The sequence below is a fragment of the Acidovorax sp. LjRoot194 genome (assembly GCF_964253015.1).
GTDB lineage: Bacteria > Pseudomonadota > Gammaproteobacteria > Burkholderiales > Burkholderiaceae_C > Acidovorax.
Genome location: NZ_CAXUQB020000001.1, coordinates 2,953,077 through 2,971,459 on the forward strand (window position 1 = coordinate 2,953,077; position 18,383 = coordinate 2,971,459).

Annotated in this window: 18 protein-coding genes and 1 pseudogene; 9 read left to right on the plus strand and 10 right to left on the minus strand. The window is 58.7% G+C overall.

The features are described from left to right. The first annotated feature begins 42 nt into the window (after nt 1-42). The 4 genes from fusA (at nt 43) to ACSQ3N_RS13290 (ending at nt 5,052) form a co-directional block, all read left to right on the plus strand. Nucleotides 43-2,085 (plus strand): elongation factor G, encoded by a 2,043-nt coding sequence (gene fusA / locus ACSQ3N_RS13275; RefSeq protein ID WP_436146497.1) that lies wholly within the window; start codon nt 43-45, stop codon nt 2,083-2,085. Nucleotides 2,086-2,572: 487 nt separating this feature from the next. Beyond that, nucleotides 2,573-3,037: a nuclear transport factor 2 family protein gene (locus ACSQ3N_RS13280; protein ID WP_436146498.1), complete on the plus strand. Its 465-nt coding sequence runs from the start codon at nt 2,573-2,575 to the stop codon at nt 3,035-3,037. A 123-nt stretch (nt 3,038-3,160) separates the two neighbouring features. Continuing rightward, nucleotides 3,161-3,868 carry a response regulator transcription factor gene (locus ACSQ3N_RS13285; protein WP_436146499.1) on the plus strand — a complete coding sequence of 236 codons (708 nt, stop codon included), beginning with the start codon at nt 3,161-3,163 and terminating at the stop codon, nt 3,866-3,868. A gap of 200 nt (nt 3,869-4,068) precedes the next feature. Continuing rightward, a complete protein-coding gene (locus ACSQ3N_RS13290) occupies nt 4,069-5,052 on the plus strand; it encodes a sensor histidine kinase (RefSeq protein ID WP_436146500.1) in 984 nt (327 codons plus the stop codon). Nucleotides 5,053-5,402: 350 nt separating this feature from the next. Here ACSQ3N_RS13290 and ACSQ3N_RS13295 read toward each other — a convergent pair whose 3' ends face one another. Beyond that, nucleotides 5,403-5,879, minus strand: coding sequence for a MarR family winged helix-turn-helix transcriptional regulator (locus ACSQ3N_RS13295; RefSeq protein WP_436146501.1), 477 nt, complete (start codon nt 5,877-5,879; stop codon nt 5,403-5,405). Nucleotides 5,880-5,983: 104 nt separating this feature from the next. On the opposite strand from ACSQ3N_RS13295, the gene ACSQ3N_RS13300 reads away from it, so the two are divergent. Both ACSQ3N_RS13300 and ACSQ3N_RS13305 read left to right on the plus strand, forming a co-directional pair. After that, on the plus strand, nt 5,984-6,457 hold the full coding sequence (locus tag ACSQ3N_RS13300) for a nuclear transport factor 2 family protein (RefSeq protein WP_436146502.1): 474 nt from the start codon (nt 5,984-5,986) through the stop codon (nt 6,455-6,457). A 103-nt stretch (nt 6,458-6,560) separates the two neighbouring features. Continuing rightward, entirely contained in the window at nt 6,561-6,908 is a 348-nt protein-coding gene (locus ACSQ3N_RS13305; protein WP_436146503.1) for a hypothetical protein, read from the plus strand. A gap of 370 nt (nt 6,909-7,278) precedes the next feature. Here the strand turns inward: ACSQ3N_RS13305 and ACSQ3N_RS13310 are convergent, their stop codons facing one another. From ACSQ3N_RS13310 to ACSQ3N_RS13335, 6 genes are read right to left on the minus strand one after another with little or no spacing between them, the layout of a single operon-like run. Continuing rightward, nucleotides 7,279-8,199 (minus strand): SMP-30/gluconolactonase/LRE family protein, encoded by a 921-nt coding sequence (locus ACSQ3N_RS13310; protein WP_436146504.1) that lies wholly within the window; start codon nt 8,197-8,199, stop codon nt 7,279-7,281. Nucleotides 8,200-8,243: 44 nt separating this feature from the next. Next, nucleotides 8,244-9,047: an NAD-dependent epimerase/dehydratase family protein gene (locus tag ACSQ3N_RS13315; protein ID WP_436146505.1), complete on the minus strand. Its 804-nt coding sequence runs from the start codon at nt 9,045-9,047 to the stop codon at nt 8,244-8,246. Next, entirely contained in the window at nt 9,044-9,784 is a 741-nt protein-coding gene (locus ACSQ3N_RS13320; protein WP_436147952.1) for a ribonuclease activity regulator RraA, read from the minus strand. Before ACSQ3N_RS13320 ends, ACSQ3N_RS13315 begins: the two co-directional genes overlap by 4 nt. 5 nt (nt 9,785-9,789) lie before the next feature. Next, on the minus strand, nt 9,790-10,983 hold the full coding sequence (locus tag ACSQ3N_RS13325; RefSeq protein ID WP_436146506.1) for a mandelate racemase/muconate lactonizing enzyme family protein: 1,194 nt from the start codon (nt 10,981-10,983) through the stop codon (nt 9,790-9,792). Then, nucleotides 10,984-11,976, minus strand: coding sequence for a Bug family tripartite tricarboxylate transporter substrate binding protein (locus ACSQ3N_RS13330; RefSeq protein WP_436146507.1), 993 nt, complete (start codon nt 11,974-11,976; stop codon nt 10,984-10,986). A gap of 55 nt (nt 11,977-12,031) precedes the next feature. Beyond that, nucleotides 12,032-12,691, minus strand: a complete 660-nt coding sequence (locus ACSQ3N_RS13335; protein WP_436146508.1) for a GntR family transcriptional regulator — start codon at nt 12,689-12,691, stop codon at nt 12,032-12,034. 97 nt (nt 12,692-12,788) lie between these two features. On the opposite strand from ACSQ3N_RS13335, the gene ACSQ3N_RS13340 reads away from it, so the two are divergent. Both ACSQ3N_RS13340 and ACSQ3N_RS13345 read left to right on the plus strand, forming a co-directional pair. Then, entirely contained in the window at nt 12,789-13,763 is a 975-nt protein-coding gene (locus ACSQ3N_RS13340) for a porin (RefSeq protein ID WP_436147953.1), read from the plus strand. 286 nt (nt 13,764-14,049) lie between these two features. Continuing rightward, nucleotides 14,050-15,450: an aldehyde dehydrogenase (NADP(+)) gene (locus tag ACSQ3N_RS13345; protein ID WP_436146509.1), complete on the plus strand. Its 1,401-nt coding sequence runs from the start codon at nt 14,050-14,052 to the stop codon at nt 15,448-15,450. Between the two features lie 48 nt (nt 15,451-15,498). Here the strand turns inward: ACSQ3N_RS13345 and ACSQ3N_RS13350 are convergent, their stop codons facing one another. Further along, on the minus strand, nt 15,499-16,497 hold the full coding sequence (locus tag ACSQ3N_RS13350) for an IS481 family transposase (protein ID WP_436146510.1): 999 nt from the start codon (nt 16,495-16,497) through the stop codon (nt 15,499-15,501). A gap of 257 nt (nt 16,498-16,754) precedes the next feature. Between ACSQ3N_RS13350 and ACSQ3N_RS13355 the strand changes: the two genes are divergently transcribed. Beyond that, a complete protein-coding gene (locus ACSQ3N_RS13355; RefSeq protein ID WP_436146511.1) occupies nt 16,755-17,207 on the plus strand; it encodes a surface-adhesin E family protein in 453 nt (150 codons plus the stop codon). Nucleotides 17,208-17,269: 62 nt separating this feature from the next. Here ACSQ3N_RS13355 and ACSQ3N_RS13360 read toward each other — a convergent pair whose 3' ends face one another. Next, the gene (locus ACSQ3N_RS13360) at nt 17,270-17,713 is read right to left on the minus strand and encodes a hypothetical protein (RefSeq protein WP_436146512.1); all 444 of its coding nucleotides are present in this window, start codon (nt 17,711-17,713) and stop codon (nt 17,270-17,272) included. Nucleotides 17,714-17,852: 139 nt separating this feature from the next. Beyond that, nucleotides 17,853-18,371, minus strand: a pseudogene (locus tag ACSQ3N_RS13365) (LysR substrate-binding domain-containing protein); the annotation flags it as partial. Nucleotides 18,372-18,383: the final 12 nt, after the last annotated feature.

An 18,383-nucleotide genomic window follows, 5' to 3' on the forward strand; every position in this document is an offset into this window, starting at 1 on the left:
AGCTGCTCGCAGAGACGAGTGCAGTCGCAAGCAAGATTCGCCATGAGAAATTCACGCAACACCAGCAACGCCCATCTGCGCAACCTCGGTGTCATCGCCCATGTAGACGCGGGCAAGACCACGACCACCGAACGCATCCTTTTCTATACAGGCGAAAGCCATCGCATCGGCGAAGTGCACGACGGCACGGCGCACATGGACTTCGACCCGCAAGAGCAAAAGCGCGGCATCACCATCAATAGCGCTGCCGTCACTGTTCACTGGAAGGGCACGCAGCTCAACCTGATAGACACGCCCGGTCACATCGACTTCAACATCGAGGTGAACCGCTCGCTGCGCGTGCTCGATGGCGCGGTCGTCGTGTTCGACGGCGTGGCCGGCGTGGAGCCGCAGACCGAGACCAACTGGCGCCTGGCCGACAAGTACCGCGTGCCGCGCATCGCCTTCATCAACAAGCTCGACCGCGTGGGTGCCGACTTCCACCGCGTGGTGGCCATGATGGAAGACCGCCTGGGCGTGCGTGTGGTACCGCTACAGATCCCCATCGGCGTGGAAGGCGACTTCCGCGGCGTTGTGGACTTATTAAGCCTGCGCGCCCGCATCTGGGACAAGGACGACGCGAGTGCCCCCTACCGCGAAGTCGATGTGCCCGCCGACCTGCTTGAGCAGGCAGTGCTTGCCCGCGCGCGCTTGGTAGAGGCTGCTGCGGAGCAAGATGAAGCGGCCCTGCAAGCCTACGTAAACGGCGAAGAGATTGCTGTGGACGTGCTGCGCGCCAACCTGCGCCGTGGTGTGCTGGCCGGCGCCTTCGTGCCCGCGCTGGCCGGCTCGGCCTTCAAGAACCGCGGTGTGGAGCCCTTGCTGGACGCTGTGGTGGACTATCTGCCGTCGCCCGACGACATCGTGCGTGAAGGTGGTGCCAAGGCGGCAACCGCTGCCGACCCGTTCGCGGCGCTGGCGTTCAAGGTCGTCACCGACGACCATGGCGCCAAGGTGTTCGTGCGGGTGTACAGCGGCCGGCTGGGCCGGGGCGATGTGGTGCTCAACACCAGCACGGGCAAGACCGAGCGGGTGTCGCGCCTGTACGAAGTGCATGCCGACCAGCATATCGAGCGCGACGAGCTGGTGGCGGGTGACATCGCCGCCGTCGTGGGCCTGAAGGACACGCTGACGGGGCACACCCTGAGCGACCCCGCACACCCCGTGGTGCTGGAGCAGATCAGCGTGCCCGAGCCGGTGATTCACGTGGCCATTGAGCCCAAGGCGAGCGCGGACCAGCAAGGCCTGTCCAAGGCCCTGCAGTCCTTGCTGCGCGAAGATCCGAGCCTCAGTCTGCAGCACGACGCCGAATCCGGCCAGACGATTCTGTCCGGCATGGGCGAGCTGCAGCTCGAAGTCTCGATCGAGAAGCTGCGCGCACGCCACGGCGTCAACGTGTCGGTCGGCCGCCCCCAGGTGGCCTACCGCGAAACCATTTCAAAAAGTGTGGAGGTGAGTCATTTGCACAAGAAGCAATCGGGCGGCCCCGGTCAGTTCGCGGAAGTGAGGCTGCAGCTAGCGCCGTTGCCGCGAGGAGAAGGTATCCAGTTCGAGAACCGCATCGTCGGCGGCGCCGTGCCGCGTGAGTTCATTCCCGCGGTGGAGGCCGGCATGCGCCGCGCCGCCCTGGCAGGCGTGGTGGCAGGCTTCCCCGCCGTGGACTTCGTCGCCACGCTGGTGGATGGCAGCTGCCATGAGCGCGACTCGTCCACGCTGGCCTTCGAGCTGGCAGCCATGGCTGCCTTCCGCGAGGCATTCGCCAAGGCCGGGCCGCAGGTACTGGAGCCCGTGATGGCTGTGGAAGTCATCACGCCGGCTGAGTACCTGGGCGACAGCATCGGCGACCTGAACCGACGCCGCGGCATCGTGCGCGGCCAGGGCCAGCGCGGCAACGCGGCCACGGTCGAGGCCCAGGTGCCGCTGAAGGAGATGTTCGGCTACATCGGCAGCCTGCGCGCACTGTCTTCGGGGCGTGCGCAGTACTCGATGCAGCTGGACCACTATGAAGCGGTGCCTGCGGCACAGATGGCTACGTTAGTACATTGAAATGACACGCGGGGCGAGGATCTGTGGCCCCGTCGAGCGAAACCGGAAGGGCGTGGACTGATGGCTGCGCCCTTTTCTCTTGCGGCAATGGAAGCGGAGTCGATGGCAGCCTCTCGATCTCGCGCACACCCCGTAGCCTGTTTCCGCCGCTAGTTTTTCACCGGCCGAACCTCGACGATGCGGACTTTGCTGCTACATCAGTGAACGGCTGCCAAGGACTGAGATGAAAGCTGCACCGCCCATCACGCTGCGAGGCCGTAGCATCGGTGGAAACCCATTACTCCGTCTATCCACTGGCGCTAGAGCAGCCCAAGGCTTTCGCACAGACAAAACGTTTGGCCCAGATTCTTCAATGCAGCCCTCGTTTCGCTAAAGAACCTGACGGAGGGCGGGCCAATTGTTTTTCCAAGTCGACACATTCTGACTAAACGGCGGACAAGGTTGCATCAGAAGATGAGCGTCTTAGTCACTTTTTTTCCTCGTCATCATGACTCTCTACCGCCCGTTTTTGTCAGTACTTCTTGCAGCATTTTTCGCGCTCACGAGCGCTTCTAGTGCCAGCGCATTGACCTCCCAAGAGGAGTCGAACAAGGAGACTGTGCTCGCTTTTTACGAAGCTGCCATCAACAAGAAAGACGCCGACGCTGCCGTCCGCTTCATCGGCTCGAGATACATCCAGCACAACCCTAGAGCCCAGGATGGTATCGATGGGTTGAAAGCTTTCATCAACGGATACTTGAAAAAGGTCAATCCGCAGTTGAAGGCCGAGGTGAAGAGAGTCGTTGTCCAGGACGACTTGGTGGTGCTGCACGTCAGGTCGGAGCCTGAGCCCGGTGCGTTAGGGACAGCCATCATTGAGATTTTTCGCCTCGAAAATGGCAAGATCGTCGAGCACTGGGACGTGATGCAGCCCATCCCAGAAAAAATGGCACATGGCAACTCGATGTTCTGACCTTCTACAGGTTCAGCCTGACGGAAGCTTTTAGAACAAGGCGGCGGTAGCTACTGCACAGCTTAGCCCGACGGCAGCCGCGAATCATGCTGAACTTTCTTTTAAGCCACCCAAGGATGACCAATGGCGCACTGCCTAGTGGTTGATGACGATCCTGAGATACGTATCTCGCTTCAAGGCCTGCTTCAGCGGTTTCACATGACCGCCTCAGTAGCCGCGGACGGTCGTGAGGCGCGCGTCTGCCTGGACGCTGGAACGTACGATGTGGTGGTGCTGGACCTGATGCTTCCCGACGAAAACGGCCTTGAGCTGTGCAGATGGATCCAGCAGCAACACGACGTCCCCGTGATCATGCTCACGGCTCACGGTGACCCGGCAAGCCGTGTCCTAGGGTTGGAAACTGGAGCCGACGACTACCTCGGCAAGCCGTTCGAGCCCAGGGAACTGGTAGCGCGCATACACGCTCTATTGCGTCGCATCCGCAAGAGGGAAGCGCCATCTGAGTCGCAAACAAAGAGCCTGTTCTCTTTTGCAGGCTGGGTTTATGACCGCATGCGGCGCGAACTGAAATCGCCCAGGGGCGTGGTGATATCTTTGTCTCAGGCTGAGCATCGCCTGCTCTCTGCATTCGTTGAGCGGCCTGGCCGCGTGCTTTCACGTGATCAACTAATAGATCTCACGCGGGCTCCGGGCGTGGACGTCAACGACCGCAGTGTTGATTTGGCGGTGTCGCGTCTAAGGCAAAAGCTGGAACACAGCCTTCACCAGAAACCGCTCATTCGCACAATGCGCGGAGAAGGCTACCTCTTTGATGCGGAGCTACCGACGTGAGGACCCTCCTGCGTGACACGCTAGCAAAGCGGCTTTTCATACTGATGTGGGTCGCCCTGCTCGTCAGCCATCTGGCTGGCTATCTTCTTATCCACGCCTTGTATGTGCCTGGAGGGATAGCGAACGCCTCTGCGCCGGTGACCGCCGCGCCCGGCTTACCGCCAACGCCCGGTGTGCCTGATCTACGGGGGCGGACTCACTTGCAAGATGCCAACCGCCGAGAACAAGGCCACACCGAGGCAGATACAGGCGAAGGCTTGGTAACGAACGCTCTTGCTCAAAGCATCGGCCTTCCACTACAAGGTCTTCTACTGGACTACGGGGTGCGCATCGCCATCATCGCCCTGGCAGCCTGGTGGGCGGCGAGATGGCTTGCGCAGCCCATGCGGTCGCTGGTTGCCGCTTCACGCTCGCTGAGCACCGCCATACTCAGGGGTGCCCCTCCGTGCCTCATTGACGAACAATACGGAACTTGGGAGGTGCGGGAAGCTGCACATGTGTTTAATTCCATGGCCTCCAGACTACAGGATCAGTTCCGGGCGCGCGGGTTGATGGTCGCCGCCATGTCGCATGATCTGCGGACTCCGCTTACCAGGCTTCGCATGCGGCTTGACGCCATGGATGACCCGGATACGTCGGTCTTGTTGGAACGGTGTATTCGAGACATCCGCGAAATGGACAAGCTGATCGACACAGTGCTCGGAGTGTTTCGAGGTGACGCACTAGGTACGCCGGAAGTGCTTCAGGAAACAGCTTTGGTGGCATTGCTGCAATCGCTGACGGATGACATGGCTGAGCAGGGCCAGCCGGTAGGGCTTCTTATACCCAGCTTTCGCGCCGGTACAGACATTGCGCTGGTTGAACCTGCAGCCTTGCGGCGGGTGGTTGGAAATTTGATTGACAACGCGCTGCGTTACGCCGGTGCTGCGGAGGTATCCATTGAACTATCCGCTCAACAAATCCGCATAGTGGTCGAAGACCGTGGTCCTGGCATTCCTCAAGAGCACCTGCAGACTGTCTTTGAGCCCTTCTTTCGTGTGGATCCATCGCGTAGCCGCGGCACGGGAGGTACGGGGCTTGGACTCTTCATCGCGCGCGAGCTCGCGCTGCGACAGTCAGCTCAGATCAGCTTGGCCAGCCGTGAGGGCGGTGGTCTGCGTGCCGAAGTGCTGATCTCATTGTGAGGGAGCATCAAACGCGCACGGCCTGCAAAGCTGGACGGCCTGCGACGGCAACCCCGTCGAGCCCAACGTCTTGCAGGAAGCGTGACTTGGGAGGTCTGGGCGAAAGATGAGCACCGTCTGAAAATGCACTGCGGCCGAACTTTGTCGAAGACTACGACCCGGCCGCATAGCTATCCGTGGCATGCGTAGGACCAAACACACGCGCAGCGCTTGCGAGGCAAGTGCCCATACGCCGAATGAATTAGTGTCTCCGCAACCGCCTTTGCAAGTTGACACGGCAAAAAAATGTTGAGCGCGAGCCCATCTCCAAGCGCCTCACCTCAGCCTCGTGCTGAGCGATCTGGCCAACGTTAGGCAACATGACCGTTAATTTCAGAATCCAATCGCACGCGTAGCGCATCCAGCACTCGTTGCATCGCAAGGATATCGTCGACGCTTATGCCCGAGGTCAGCCGGCTCATCCACGGTCCCCTTAGTTCCATGGCCTGATCAAAAGCCTCTTGCCCCTTGGCTGTCAACACGACAAGCGAAGCTCGGAGATGGTGGGGGTTTTTCGCCGTGGTAACAAACCCCTCCCGCATCAAGTCATTGACCACACGCTGCACGTTTTGCCGATTGGCTCCCATGTCGCGCGCCAGCCATGCGACCGGCTGAGGGCGCGCCGCCGCGACGATTGTGCCCAGTACCTGCCAACGCGAACTAGTCAATCCCAGTTGTGCTACCAAACGATCTCCAGCTGCCATCAAGCTGCTGGACGCGTGGAACAAAGACAGCACGGTTTCGCTCATCGCAGCCGCAGCAGGCTCAACCACAGAATCGTTTTTCATTCGTCAATTCTGCCATTGATGCGCAATTCACTCAGATTGACAACATGATGTCATTGTGGCATGATGCAACCATTGATTAACAATCCATCGACGAAGGAATGAACATGACAGGTATCAGTGAGTCAGCGACCCGCCGTGCAGCTGCCCAGCACGCCGTGGCAGAACACTTGCGCCTTACCGAGCTAGGACGCGTGGACGAGTGGGTGAAATTATTCTCGTCAGATGCAGTGCTGGAGTTTCCTTTTGCTCCTGCCGGTGTGCCACAACGCGTGACAGGGCGAGAAGCACTGGTTGCGCACATGAGTAATTTTCCCAAGATCTTTAACGTCGAGTTTGTCGATCTGGTGTTTCATGATGCCGTCGATCCAAGTCTCGTAATCGCCGAATTCCGCTCGACGGGCACGGCGCTTCCGACCGGCAAGCCATATGAACAAAGGTGTATATCCGTTGTCCGGATCAATGATGAAGCACTCATCACCCACTACTTGGACTACTGGAATCCACTCGTGGCCATCGAAGCGCTAACACCCCAAAACACACCGTCAGACCGAGACCTCGGCGTGACTTTCGGCGATTGATTGGTGTGGGGCAAGGCCGGCACGGAGTCGACCAATCCCAGCCGAACAGGGATTCGAACCGGTATGTGCACCGGGAAGCTTTGACAAAGGAGAAAATCACAGCATGCCCAGGCACTGGAAAATTCTCTATTTATTCGCTTCCCATGAAGGCTGGCTGACCGAAGTCAAACTGCTAGACCTTGCTGCGGATGCGCCTAAAGCTCAGGTGTACCAGTGGGTATGGGTAAGCTCGACCCGCGTAGTGCCTCTGCGCTTTCTCAGCCAAGCTACGGAGCCTCGACAGGAGCGCCAGTTTCATGAAGCCAAGCTGTGGTTCGACGACAGGCGCGGTGAGCTGGCTTGGCATAACGGGGATGTCGTGACGCTGCACGTTCAGGCCGCCAGTACCCTGCCCTCGGTACAAAGGAATCTGCTGAAAGCGCATTTCGAGGCCCTGTCCAACGATACCTAGGGCTTGCAGGAAAAAACGTTCCACGACACAAATGGGGATGTTGAGCGCAGCCGGGGCGTTAGCACCGCTCGCGTGTTACCTGCGCTAGCAATAGTGCAGCATCAAAGCTCCATACCTCTAGAGCTGCTGCGGTCTCCGACCACACCAAGCCGCAAAGAACCGGTTTGGCATGGGCATGACTGTCAGCGGATATGTATTCGTCGAGTCGCCCTTTCCGAATCGGACAGCAACCAGCGCGAACAAGGTTTAAGGATTCAGGTTCAAATCAAATTCATAGCACCAGCCCTAACGGAATGATGCGAATTTTCCACCCGACCACCTAGCCTGCGGGGCGCTCGTCGGCCCATCTCGCTGTGACGGATGACGCTTGCTAGATCAGGGTCGAGGGGGGTACGCCCTGCCCTGGGCTTGCGAATGACAAAAGCGCGCCATCCGCTACGCCGACGCTCCCCCACTGAGGTCGCACCAAGGACGTTACGTACATCGTGGCGAAATCAGCACCCCCAAACGCGCACATCGTTGGCGCCTTGCATGGCAGTTCCATCGATTCATCTACCGCCCCGGCAGCACTGAGACGATTGAGGCGTCCGGCAGATACGCCGGCAGACCAGTACCGGTCCTGCCCATCAACAAGCCCGCCATCGGGCCGGCCCTCATCGTCTACAAACCTGTGCAGCAAGATGGGCAAGCCCATTTCACCGGTTTGTTCGTCCCACGGGGCGTGAAACAGCTCTCCGCTGAAGCTGTCCGAAAAGAAGATCGTTGTTGCATCGAGATTCCAAGCGATTCCATTCGCCACCGTGAGACCGTCCATAAGCTGCGCGACGTCGCCCTTGATATTGACTCGGTAAAGGGCACCACTTGCTTGCTTGACCGGCCGGTCATCCATGGACCCGAAAACAAACCAACGCCCGGTTGGTGAAACCTTGCCGTCGTTAAGTCGATTGTTGACACGGGAATGCTCCACCGGCGCGAAAGCCTCGAATCGCCCAGAGGACAAGTCCATCCGCACAAGCTCGTGGCGCATTGCCAGCAGTGCGTAAGAGGTTCCCGCAAAGCCCATCGCGCCTACGACGCCTGGAAGCTTCCATTTCGAAAGCGATCGCGTCCTCGGATCCAAGCTCAACAAATGTGGGGCACGGACGTCTATCCAATAGAGGGCATCGTGCTGAACGTGCCAGCACGGCGACTCCCCCACGGTGCACTCGGTTCTCCATATAGTGATCGGTCCGAGCTTTTCATGGGAAATCTCAACGCTGTCTACAGGATATGACTCGTAAGAAATTTGCATGTCCGAGTAGCTGATAGGGGATGATCTGGAGCTGGCAGGCAAGGCTAAGGCAATCGGAAACGCGGATTCTCAAACTCTTTGGCTGCGAATGCACCACCCTGGAAATGTTCCTCGATGGGGTCGCCGCTCGTGCGGTCGCTAACGGTCGGCGCAAAGGCTTCTGCGCTGTGCCGCGGTTGGTAGCCCAGCTCAGCGGCACGCTGATTTTTCCACCACGATCGAGGATTGCCAGATACGCCATAGACGATCTCGCTTTCGTAATCAGCGTTCAAACCGACCGTCACCAGTGCAGCCAGGTCATCTGGATGAATCCAATGCGACAGCATGCGTGCATCGGAAGGTTCAGGCGCGCAATGGCCGATGCGCAGCCCAAACCCCCGCAGACCGAACTTGGTGGCATAGAGTTCCGCCAAGCCTTCCATAAACACCTTGGTCAAGCCGTAGCGCGAGTCTGGCAACGGATGCACCTTCTCACCGATGATTCGCGTGCGCGGGTACAGACCCACCGCATGGTTGGAACTGGCATAGATGATGCGCTCCACTCCAGCCTCGTGCGCAATCTCCCAGAGGTTGATGACGCCCATGATGTTGGCTGGCAGGAGCACGCCCCAGGCTGCTTCCCGAGGAAATCCGGCAAAGTGAACGACTGCCGTGCAACCGCTCATGGCTTCGCGCAGCCTGGCCCGGTCCCCAAGGTCCATCTTCCACACGGTCTCGTTCGGGCGGACCGGCTCAGTTTGGGTCTTGTCCACGAGGCGCAGCTCAGCACATTGCTCCGACAGGCTTTCGCGCAGCGATGCGCCAAGCCTCCCCGCAGCACCAGTCAAGACGATGCAATCGGATTTCATGATGACTGCGCTTTCGCCAGCGGGTACTGAGACTGATGTTCAGCCTTCCAAAGCTCAAATGCTGCCGCCGCATCGTTGTCGGTAAGAGGATAGGTGCCCAACAGCGAATCACCAGCATCGATCCGCACCGCGACCCAATCTTCGTAGATCGTCTGTTGATAGGCGACCTGCGCGACCTCATCTGCGATTGCGCGAGGGATGCAGACGACACCTTCCGCGTCACCCATGATCACATCTCCGGGGTAGATGGCAACCCCCCCGCAGGCAATCGGCAGCCCGATGTCCACCGCGTGATGACGGATCAAGTTTGTCGGCGCTGATGGCCTTTGGTGATACGCCGGGATGTCCATTCCTGCGATCTCCGGGGAGTCGCGAAACCCGCCGTCTGTCACCACGCCGGCGACGCCACGCCGCATCAGACGGGTCAACAGCAGATTGCCGGCGGAGGCTGCCGAGGCGTCACCGCGACTGTCCATCACTAGAACATGCCCAGGCGGGCACTGCTCGACCGCGACCCGTTGGGGATGGGAGCGATCATTGAAGGCATCGATCGAATCCAGATCCTCACGGGCCGGGATGTACCGAAGTGTGTAGGCGATACCTACCATGGAGGTGGCTTTTGCACTCACCGGCCACACGTTTTGCAAGAACGTGTTGTTGAGCCCTTTCTTGAACAGGACAGTGGTAAGAGTGGCGGTGGATACCCGCGAAAGGCGCTGGCGTGTGAGGGGGTGCAGTTCGGTCATTTCGAAGAGCCTGTTATGGGAAACCTGGGACGGCGGGATTGGACAAAAGTGGTTTCGCTCTCGGTGCCGGCGTTCCAGCCACCTGTGGCGATTGCAGTGTTCTGGCGGCTGGGATGCTCGCCGACAAAATCGATGTCGAGCGCCACACCGAGCCCGGGGGTGCTAGGCGGTATCAGACGGCCAGAGTCTTCTTCCAGAGAAGGGTAGAGAACTTGATCGCGCCCGCTCCAATCCGGATGCAGCCGCTCCAGGATCAGAGCGTTGGGAATCGAGCTCATCAAGTGAACAGCAGCGACCTCGGCCACCGGTCCGAGCGAGCCCGCGTGCGGGGCGATCATCACCGACCAGGCTTCAGCCATGCCGGCCAGTTTTTTCATCTGTGTGAGCCCGCCAAAACGGCCTGTATCAGGCTGCAGGATGTCCACCAAACCCTCTTCCAATAACGGTTTGACGTCCATAAGCGTCGCCAAGCGCTCGCCAGTAGCGAGCGGCAGGGCAACTTTGTCGCGCACCAAGCGCCAGCCGCGCAGGTCATCCGGCGCAACCGGCTCTTCCAAGAAGACCAGATTCAGTGGTTCGAGCGCCCGACCAATTGCCACGGCGTCGGCCGGCGCGAGCCACGGCGGCCCATGCAGATCGACCATCATGTCGACTTCGGGACCTACCGCCTCCCGTATGGCGAACGCTCTGTCCACAACGCCGTTGATGCCGCCTACCTTCAACGCAGTGATGCCAGACGCAACAGCCGCGCGAGCCGCTTCGGGGGAGGTCGTGTGAACGTAGTACGGCACCGAGGGCCTAGTTTGGCCGCCAAGGAGCTGCCACAGTGGCGCACCCAGCCACTGACCTTTGATGTCCCAAAGTGCGGTGTCAATGGCAGCCAGTGCGCCCATCCCCACCACGCCGGTCTGCCCGTGGCCCATCATTCCTACCCGAAGCTTCTGCCACAGGCGTTCCGTGTCCAGCGCTGATTCACCGATCAAAAGGTGAGCCAGATCTGCGACCGCGGTGGCCACCACACGCGGCCATCCCGACCCTTCTCCCAATCCGACGATTCCACTGTCGGTGGTGACTGTGACAAAAAACCAGTTTCTGCCAGTTGCCAGGGCGCTCTTTCCGGTGGCTGCCCATCCGCTCACTGCCGGCGCCTGAGCCTGCATGAGGTGACAGTCGATCTTCTTGATCTTCATCTACTCAACCTTGATGTTTGCTTCTTTGATCAGCCCACCCCAGCGCGCCAGCTCTGTGGCGTAGAGGGTGTCGAATTCCTTGGGGGTCTTGCTCGTCACGACTTCCGAACCCAACTGCTCAGCGCGGGCTTTGAAGTGAGTGGACTGGGCTGCAGCGGTGATAGCCGTGTGAAGGCGCGCAACGACATCCGGGGGAGTGCCTGACCGCACTGCAATGCCCTGCCAACTGCGAATGTGGGTACTTGTTGGCAAGCCCAATTCGCCTGCGCTTTTCACGTCCGGCAGCGCCTTGATGCGGGTGGACTGCATCACGGCAATGGGCCGCACCCGATGGGCGTCAACCATCGATCTGAGCGAACCGGACATGAGATCAAACATCATGTCGATCTGCCCACCCATCAGGTCCTGGTTGGCAGGTGCGCCCCCTCTGTAGGGTGCGTGCACCATGGCGGTATTGCGAGCGCGCTTGTACAGCTCAAGCGCCAGGTGAGAAGAGGTGCCCACACCTCCCGAGCCCACAAGCACCCCGCCGGAACTGCGCTTGGCTGCGGCGTCGATGTCGGCAGGCGTCTTGATGCCGCTACTGTTCGACGCGAGCAGGACAACCGGCACGCTTGTGATCTGCGACACCATGGACAGATCTTTTTGAGGGTCGTATTTCACACCCATCAGCCAAGGATTCGTGGCCAAGTTGATTGCCGCGAACAAAAGCGTGTAGCCGTCGGGCTCTTTGCCAAGGACATACTGGGTGGCGATGTTTCCCGACGCCCCACTCCTGTTGTCGATGATCACCGGCTGACCCAGCGACTTGGTCAGTTCGTCGGCAAGGGATCGGGCAACCGTATCTGCGGCTCCGCCTGGCGCGAATCCGACCACCAGCGTGATCGGCCGCTCGGGGTACTTTTGTGCGTGCGCAGCCAAAGGGCCCATTGCGGCCAACGCAAGTGATGCTGCAAAGATTGCACGCCGCCCGCTCAAGAATCTTTTCTCCATTGTCTTGTCTCCTGTTGTTGTTTGGAGCGCCTGGTTGGGCGCCCTATGGCGAAGCTCAGGCTTCGCGAGCTTTTACGGCTTTGGCCATTAGGTCGAGGCGGGCCAAGTCGGTGTGCTCAAGAATCAACTGCGCGGCAAGATCGCCGTCGCCCTTGGCGATCGCATCCACCAACTTATCGTGTTGCCTGCGCACCACCTCGAGGCGCCCCACCCCGTAGCCGACGGAGCGGCGAAATGCGTCGACCAAGCTCGAGCGGCCTTCTAACAGTTCCAGCGCCAAGCTGTTTCCTGCAACGCTATCCACATACCGGTGAAATTCCCGGTTCGCCTTCACCGACGCAGGGACGTCCCCAGCGGTCAGCGCATGAAAGTGCTGGTCCGACAAAAGCCGCATCTGAGCTATCTGGGCGGGCATCGCTCTCAACGCAGCCTCTTTCGCCAGCATGCTTTGAATGGCGCCCCGGACCCGATAGATGTTGTCGATGTACTGCGCATCTACTGTTGGGATGACCGCGCCTTTATTCACGCGCATCGCTACTACCCCCTCTCCCTGGAGTTGCAAAAGCGCCTCTCGCACCGGGGCCTGGCTGACTTGGTAGTGCTTGGCCAATTCCGTCAGTGTGATGTGCGCGCCGAGCTGCCATATGCCGTCGACGATGTCCCGGCGAAGGGCTTCGCGCAAACGAACGTATGTGGGGGTGTTGAGTGCTTCCATGACTAAAGTATATACTCTATTTCAGATTTTATAAAATCTACAATCGTGAACCGATGCGCGGTTGTCAACGTTCTTTGAGGAGACAAGTGTGAAGACAATGTTTGTTCGCCAGCTTGCGCTGGCAGGTGTTGTGGCTACCTGCGTTCCAGTGATGGCGCAATCGTCAGTGACTATCTATGGCCGGGTAGACCTCGGCCTATTCCATCAAAATTCGGGCAGTACACCGACAAACGGCGGCATCAGTCCGGCGGGACCCGCCGCAAATATGTGGCAGGTGCGGCAAGGGTCTGCAGGGCGTATCGGCTTTCGCGGCATCGAGGACCTGGGCGGTGGTCTAGAAGCCGGCTTTCAGATGGAGCATCGCTTTGATGCGGATACTGGCTTGGCCCACAACCCGTTTTGGGAGGCGAGATCCTTCGTGTACGCCGGAGCTCCGAAGCAATGGGGCACCGTATATGCCGGGCGCGAGTACATCCCTGCCTTCTGGGTGGCGCTAAAGGCCGATCCTTGGGGATTGGACACAGTTGCCACCCCAGGACCACGCCACCTGCTGGCCAACTATGGCGTGCCGGTCAGCGGCATTCGTAGCGACAACACCATCGGTTTGCGCAGCGCTATCTGGAACGGGTTTTCGAGCAACGTAGCATGGAGCGCGGGCGAAGGCACGCGATCCAATACGACCGGAGTCAACCTCGAATACACCTTGGGGCCTTTGTACGTAGGCACGGCGTTCGACAGCACTACATCCCAACAGAAAATGTGGATGGCCGCAGCCTCGTACGACTTTGGCGTGGTACGCACTGCCCTGCTTTACGCACGCTCCAAAGTCAACAACGTGGAGAGTAGCAACGTCTCCTTGACCGCGCGGATCCCAGTATCCACACACCTGGTCAAGTTAGCCGTGTCTCGCTTGAATCCTGAGGGTCCAGGCAACACAAACACCAAGCTCTCAGCGGGCTATGAGCACTTCCTGAGCAAGCGCACATCGCTTCTCGCCAACATAGGCAGCGCCAAGCAACCTAAGCTCACACGCACCACGATGTTTGACTTGAGCATCAAGCACAACTTCTAAAGTGGCTTGATCTGCCTGCGTCTACCTCTGCCGCTGGACCAATGAGCAGGGTAGTTTGGGTTGATGCGGGTAACCAAACCAGCGGTTGCGTGCCACAGGCACGTTTTTTTGCAGTGTCGCTCACTGCAGCGATCTTTTGGGTCGCCGCGAGGACAAACAGGGGAATTGCTCCCTGAGCGACACTTTTTGCTTTGGTCAGGAAGCTGCCACCCTCCTTTTCACAGCTGAGACTGCTGCCCCTTCCTACGCCGTCTAGGTTCGCGCTGATCACGGACCCAATCAAATAATGAACGACATCGACCACCTCCTGAAAACCGCTACAGCAGCGGCGGCCCATGCAGCACCGTTCTGGGCCAAAAGTGCCGCAAGCACTCGAGCAACGCTTTTGAGTGAACTTGCTGCCATGTTGGAACACTCGCGGGAGGAATTGGTGCAGCTCGCCCATTCGGAAACTCACCTTGGCGCCGCCCGGCTCAATGGCGAACTGGATCGCACTTGTTACCAACTCCGCGAATTTGCCGCATATGCGAGCAGCGGGGCTATCTCGCCCCGAGAGGAGGACGAAGCGGTAGCAGGCCCCGCCCCTCGGGGTCGTCCACACATGGCACGCATCCTGGTTCCGCTGGGACCGGTTGCAATGTTCTCGGCGAGCAATTTCCCGTTCGCGTTTTCCGTGCTTGGTGGTGATACCGCCTCCGCCCTTGCGTCCGGGTGTCCAGTCATTGTTCGTGCACATCCCGCCCATACCGCACTCTCTGAAAGCGTCTTTAGGGGTGCACAGCAGGTACTAAAGAGCCTCAATTTGCCGATGGGAGTGCTCGGTATGGTAACCGGGGACTCTCTCCAAATCGGAGCCACACTAGTCAACGATTCTGTGATCAAAGCTATCGCTTTCACGGGATCGACAGGTGGTGGGTTGGCGCTCGAGGCGTTGGCTTGCGCGCGCAAGCCGCCGGTACCATTTTTCGGCGAACTCGGCTCGGTCAACCCACTCGTGATCCTCCCACGAGCTTTGTCTGGTCGCGTCGAGGAACTGGCCAGTCAACTGGCGGGATCTGTGTCTATGGGGATGGGCCAATTCTGCACGCGGCCAGGCCTGATAGCCCTCCATGACGATAATGACGCAGAGCAATTCGTTGCCGAGCTTGAGAAGGCGCTCGAGTCAGCGCCCATTCACGCAATGCTCACTCCAGGTATCGAGGAAGCCTTTAACGCTGCCGCGAGCGACATGGGGAGGTGCGAGGGGGCTCGGCTAGTGATGGCGCCAACCAGCGCGCGCCCCAGCCCACTACTGATGCTTGTCAATGCAGACGATTTCCTGGCGCAACCGCGACTGCATGAAGAGATTTTTGGACCGGCTGCGATCGTCGTGCTGTGCAAGGACATAGGGCAGTTGGGCCGCACCGTTCGCGCAGTGGCAGGCTCGCTTACTGTCACGCTGTGGGGCGCGGACACAGAGTCGCCGGCTGCAAAAGACCTTGTGTCCATCGCCACGGAGTGCGCGGGCCGAGTTCTGTTCGGGGGCGTACCTACAGGTGTCGCCGTAACCCGTGTACAACACCACGGCGGGCCTTGGCCTGCATCTACCAGGCCATCGAGCACGTCCGTCGGTCTGCACGCATGCGAGAGGTTTTTACGCCCCGTCGTGTATCAAAACGCCCCTACATGGGTGCTCCCGGCCACTTAGCAAAAGTGCGACGGTTTCCATGGGCAACGCTTGAGACCAACCCGCAGATTACTCACTTCCGACAATCCTTTGTGTGTATGTGTCACATCCCGGACGATCATATGGCCGCTTGTGAAACAGATCCGGGTGCTCTTGGTACCACTCTTTCATGGCCTGCATTGGCGTACTGCTCTTGAGCGCTGACTGCGGCAACTGGTGGTTGTACAAGGCCACATAGCGCTGCAAGGTCTGCTCCATATCTTCACGGCTGTTGAATCGGTGGGTTTTTAGGACGTCCGCTATGCGGCCATTGAACCGCTCCACCATGCCGTTGGTTCTCGGGGTCCTGGGCTTGGTCAGCCGGTGCTCTATGCCCAGCTCCTGGCACAGTTGGTCGAACTCATGGTTGCCGCTGGGTTCGCGCTCCCGGCTGGCAAACAGTCGGTCTGTGAACTCCTTGCCGTTGTCGGTCAACAGCTTGTTGATCCTGATCGGGCAGGCCTTGTGAAGTGCTTTGAGAAAGGCCCTGGCACTGGCCGCTGTCTTGTTGACCTTGAATTGCACAAACACCCAGCGCGTGGCCCTGTCGATGGCCACGAACAGATAGCGCCTGCTGCTCTCGTCCTGCATCTGGGGCAGGTACTTCACGTCCATGTGCACGTAGCCTGGCTCGTAGCTCTTGAAGGCCTTGTGGGCTACCGCAGGCTCGTGGGGCTTGAGAGCGTTGAGGTTGCCCGCTCCATGGCGGCGCAGGCACCTGTCCAAACCTGAGCGTGAGACATCGGGGCTCAAGAACTCCCGCGTGACCGCCAGCAGGTCATCCAGGGGCAGCAGCAGAGTACGTCGCAAGTGAACCACCACAGTCTCTTGCGCAGGCGTGAGCACCGTCTGCAGGCGATGGGCCGTGTGCGAGCGGTCTGCAAAGACATCGCGCTTCTTCCACTTGTAGACCGTCTGCTCAGTGATCCCAAAGCGCTGGGCCAGGACGCTGGCTGGTTCATTGCTGGCTGCGATCTCGGCGCGCACGGCGGGAGTGGTCCGGGCGTTCTTGTGCAGGGCTATCAACATGGCTTTACTCCCTGGATAGATTGCAAGGACTCTATCAACTCCTTCAAAACAGCTCGGGCCATGAAGAGTGGATAGCGTTTAGAGTCTATGCAATCATCCGGGATGCGACATGTATGCAATTGAGCTACCCACCACTCCTCATACTTACGCCGAGCTAGACCAGCAAGCGCTACGCGTAGGATCGCTCGCAGCCGCGAACACTATCGATTACATTCACTGACGCATTCCGCGTCAGTTCACCAAACCTGGATCAAGCCGTGCGACCTGTATTTTTCGACCGCACACAAAAGGCGATTGCGGCTTTTGCAATGAGCTTTGCATGCTCGCTCCCGGCCTCTGCATGGGCACAAGACGTATGGTTTCCGATCTATGGCGACGTACATGACGCTGCAAACAACTTGGTGGAGGTTAGGCCAGAGCCGGTAGGGTTGGATCAAAAGATTATGCTAGATCTGCGTGTTTCAAGAAATGAAATTCGCACGTCCTTCAAAGGCCTGAAATATCGCTCATACTATGCGAAAGTGATCGTCAACTGCGAATCGCGAAATGCATGGTATCTATGGTTATCTTACTTCGACCTTCCGCTTTGGAAAGGCCAACCGATTGGTCGCGAAGAATATAGTGAAGGCAAAGCTCCGGTACTATTTAAAGATATTCCGGGACAGCCGTACAAGCGCTTGATTGGCGCCGCGTGCAAGTCGAAAAATTAGCCATTATGCATGTAGCACGGCTTCTCGACTAAAGCAATATGAACGGTCAATAGCAACGGTTGCTACTTCAACAACTGAAAAATAGTTGGCTCAGAGGCAAGACCATTGATCGAACCGTTCCCCCCGATCCGAAAATGTGCATTAGCGAGCTGTGAGATTTGCAAGTACTGTGAGAACAGTGGTGCAGGCAAAACCATGGTTCCCACCGCATCAGCATCCCCCACGGCAAACGAGTATTCTTTTACCAGCGACGGGTCCTCTGAAAAACCGATAATGAGCGCCATCCTATGCACGCCTTCTCTGTTTCCAGTCAACTCAATAACACCACAGGCCTGCGGAAGATCAAGCCAAGGGTCGACATACCTGGCGGCACCGGTTAAAGCGGCCATTCTTACCGCCTTAACTCGACTGACAACTCCAGCTTCCCACTTGGGAGTGAGATCAACCGATCGGATTGCGCTAAGCCTATCTGCACGGGTTCGATCAATTTCAAGTAGTTTGGGCATGCCCCGACTATCAACATCTGCGTTAGCAAGACAAGTAAGACAGCATCCAAGTTGCATTTTTTTACACGCTTTTAAATCGCGTGGAGGCGACCGCGCGTGCCACTACTTCTTATGCTTGGCGTGTGCCCGCATGGATTTCTTAATATTCTCGGTTTGATTCATCCCCCATCTGCCTCTGGACTAGCAGTTGCTCAAGAATTTCAATCCGGTGTCGGTATGGGGTTGTGATCGCATAAAAGCGCTCTTGAAGAGCGCTTGACTCACCTAGCCTGACAAGCACCCCGGTGCGGAGCTCGTCTTGGACAACCACTTCCGGCACGAGGGTCAGCCATCCACTATCGCGAGCGATCAGCCGCAACATGGCCATGTCATCGACTTCTGCCCTTACCCTCGGTCTAACACCGGTGGACGCGCAAAGCGCGTCAAACTGGGCTCTCAGTGCGTGACGCTGTCCGGGCAGTGCAATCTCCAAGTCGTCTAAATCGAGAGGGATACGCAGTTGCTTCGCTTTCCACTTCTTGGCAGGACCCACCAGGGAAATTGATTGGCTACCTAGAAACTGGCAGTGCAGGGGTCGATCAGCTTCGGTAGGCGCCGTCTCATTCGCCAAGACAACATCGAGTTTGTGCTCCACCAATCTGGCAATCAGTCCCTCCAGCTCAATTCCTGG